The sequence below is a fragment of the Winogradskyella sp. UBA3174 genome (assembly GCF_002364335.1).
GTDB lineage: Bacteria > Bacteroidota > Bacteroidia > Flavobacteriales > Flavobacteriaceae > Winogradskyella.
The window spans coordinates 132,314-132,639 of the sequence record NZ_DEXW01000077.1; the positions used below are offsets into that span (position 1 = coordinate 132,314).

Consider the following 326-nt stretch of genomic DNA (forward strand, 5'->3'; position numbering starts at 1 on the left):
GATATTTGAATTTCCCATATTAAAAATACTAAGGAAATAATTAGCAATAGTAAACCTATACCAAAGGCCCAAACTGCAACAACTGCAAAGCCTATATAAATTAAAAACATAGTAAGTACGCAAAACAACAAACTACTAATTCCAGAAATTTGCATATAGCGCGTTAACTTAACTCTTAATTTTAAGTTGTCTATTTGTCTAAGGATCGATTTGTCTTGCTTCTTAATAAATTGGTCCTTTAGGTTACGAATTATTGCTGCATAAGCCAAAAAGCGATTGGTATAAGCCAGCATTATTAAAGATATTGCTGAGAATAAAAGTGCAGG

At 31.3% G+C, this 326-nt stretch carries 1 protein-coding gene; it reads right to left on the reverse strand.

Annotation, left to right across the window (positions count from 1 at the left end):
• The coding region (locus B2U95_RS15050; RefSeq protein ID WP_296317588.1) for a DUF2721 domain-containing protein at window positions 1–326 on the reverse strand (326 nt) is incomplete at both ends.